This window comes from uncultured Porphyromonas sp., assembly GCF_934359325.1.
Classification (GTDB): domain Bacteria; phylum Bacteroidota; class Bacteroidia; order Bacteroidales; family Porphyromonadaceae; genus Porphyromonas_A.
This window is the reverse complement of record NZ_CAKRLH010000214.1, coordinates 1-2,651: the sequence shown is the minus strand read 5'-3', so window position 1 is coordinate 2,651 and position 2,651 is coordinate 1. Positions and strand designations below refer to the sequence as shown.

At 62.3% G+C, this 2,651-nt stretch carries 2 protein-coding genes; one reads left to right on the top strand and one right to left on the bottom strand.

All coding sequences use genetic code 11. The annotated features are described in order from the left end of the window. The coding region (locus Q0F21_RS07020) for an MATE family efflux transporter (protein WP_297238613.1) at positions 1–1,362 on the top strand (1,362 nt) is incomplete at its 5' end. Positions 1,363–1,439: 77 nt separating this feature from the next. Here Q0F21_RS07020 and Q0F21_RS07015 read toward each other — a convergent pair. After that, complete coding sequence (locus tag Q0F21_RS07015; protein ID WP_297238611.1) at positions 1,440–2,528, bottom strand: DUF4831 family protein; 1,089 nt, start codon at positions 2,526–2,528, stop codon at positions 1,440–1,442. Between the last annotated feature and the right edge of the window lie 123 nt (positions 2,529–2,651).

Below are 2,651 nucleotides of genomic sequence, written 5' to 3'. Positions count from 1 at the left end.
CCGCTCTCGCGGATGATCCTCTCCGTCCTCGCCCCGGAGCCTGAGGTGGAGCGGTATGCGCTGATCTACTTCGCCATAGTAGTGATGGGAGCACCGGCGATACTGACGACGAATGCGATGAACGGGTGGTTCATCGGGATGCAAAACAGCTGGTACCCGATGGCGGTCAGCATTGTCACCAATCTCGTCAATATCGGTCTCTCGGCCTTCCTCGTGCTGAGTGAGGGGCGAGGGATAGAGGGCATCGCCATCGGTACGCTGGTGGCGCAGTGGCTCGGGATGCTCCTGCTCGGGGGCGGCGTCCTGCTGCTCTATGTGCGGCGGGGAAGGGTCGTGCTGCCCCGCCGGTTGAGCGCCCTTGGGGAGGAGCTGGGGCGGTACTTCTCGACGAATGTGCATATATTCTTCCGCACGCTGCTGATGGCCTGCGTGAGTGTCTACTTCGTCTACGCCGGAACACGTATGGGGACGCTGACGTTGGCGGGGAATGCGCTGCTGTATCAGTTCTTTACCCTCTTCTCCTACTTCATCGACGGCTTTGCCAATGCCGGCGAGGCGATCGTCGGAGATGCTTATGGACAGCGAGAGCGGCCTGCGCTGCGGAGGGCGGTGCGGCGTCTGCTCGGCTGGGGGATAGGTCTGGGAGTAGTGGTGACGGCGATCTATGCCGGTGCCGGGCGGGGACTCCTCGCGCTGCTGACGGACGAGCAGGAGGTGCTGCAGCAGGCACTTCGCTACCTGCCGTATATGGTGGTGCTCCCGCTGGCGGGATGCATCGGCTTCGTGATGGATGGCGTCTTCATCGGGATGACGGCGACGCGGGAGATGATGTGGAGCATGCTGGTGGCGGTGATCCTCTTCTTTGCCACCTACTTCGGTCTCCCGGTCGAGGACGGCAATGCGGCACTGATGTGTGCCTTCCTTATCTACCTTGCTGCTAGGGGTTTTGTCCAGCAGCTCATCGCACTGCGGCTGGAGGGGCTGGGGATCCCCTTTACTCGTCGCTACATCATTCTCGCCGGCACCACATATGACGAAGAGCGGGCGGGGGCACTGAGGGAACTGATCCATGCGGCGCTCCCCGAGGCGCGACTGACAGAAGCGATGACGTCGGAGGATGCGGGGGGCAGCGGGCGGATCTACCGAAATGCGCTGCTGATCCTCGACAGCCGAGAGGAGCCGGACGTGCTCGCCCGGCGGATGAAGGCGCTGGAGGAGAGAGCGGGCCGCATCCGCACCCCGGGCGGAGAAGTGGCGCTCGACCTCGATGTTGTCCTCTGTGACGACCAAGTCCTCCGCCCCGCCGACTACGCCGCCCCCTACTTCCAGTCCCTCTACCGCCAGCTCAATAATAACAAATAGAAAAAGGTCCTCGCAGTGCTATTAAGAGTGCTGCGAGGACCTTTTTTTATTCCTTCCGATGTAGATGTAGAACTATCTTACTGGCGGGGACGGGCGTCGACCTTGAGGATCGCACCGGTGGCGGGATCGAAGCGGACGGAGGTTTCCATCTTCTTGTCAGTGAAGAGACCGCCCTCGAGCGCCTCCAGGCTGCCCAGCTGAGCCACCGGCAGACTCCTGCCGGCGATCTTCCGGTCACGGTAGAGCAGCACAGCCTCAGCCGAACCCGGGACGACGTAGACGATCCCCTTGCGGAGCTGCTTCTCCTTCTTCTTCAGATCCCTCTCGGCAAGCTCCGGCGCTCGCTCCGTCACTCTCAGATCCAGATAGATCGGCTCGCCCCGCAGATCGTCTGCCGGGAGCAGCCCATCGTGCTCGGAGAAGCGAAGAGCCACCTGACGTCCCTCAGTGATCTCTATCGGTCGGACAAGCCGAACGTAGGTGATGGTATCCGACGTACCGATGAAGCGCTCCGTAAGGCTTCGCTCAGCAGCATCCAGCCCCTGCACGGCGATACGGAGTGCCTGACCATCGGCAAAGGGCTGGTCCGTCTCGCCGGATAGCACGGCGGTGCGGCTGTCGCGGAGACGGTAGATCTCCTGAGCTGCGATCTCGGCACGCTTGGCGGGCGTGGTGGCTCGGATATAGTCTGAGGGCAGGCTCTTGAGGTCGCCGAAGTCCCTGTCGTGCCTCGACTCGATCGTCCTCTCCTCCGGCAGGGCGGGCAGCTTGAGGGGAGAGGTGACATTGACCGCCACGAGACGACCGTCATCGGTGAGGGAGACATTGGCGGCGCTGCTGTTGCGTCGCATCTCCACGGCAAATCGAAGCGAGTCACTCGGCGCTCCATAGCTCCCGAGATCGACACTCACCAGCTGATAGGAGGTGGAGGGCTCCAGTATCGCCTCCCGCACCCCGAGGTAGCGGTCGGCGTAGAGTGCCAGTTCGCCCGGCTGTCGCACCACCTTCCGATAGGTGACGGTAGCGTAGAGGCGCGTCTCCGGCAGGGCATAGACGACGCTATTGTCCGGCAGGGTGGAGACATTATAGGGCTGCACGCGCACCTGAGCCGTGGCAGCACAGGCGGTCAGGAGGAGTGCGACGAGGGATAGAAGGGATGATCTCATAAGCTTTTGTCTCATTTCAGCAAAGGTAACCAATTCGCCCAAGAGCTTAAAGCTGCAGCCCCACGACCAGAACCGGCACCGGCACCGCTCCGTCCAGCGTGAAGAGTATCTCGGAGCTGTAGG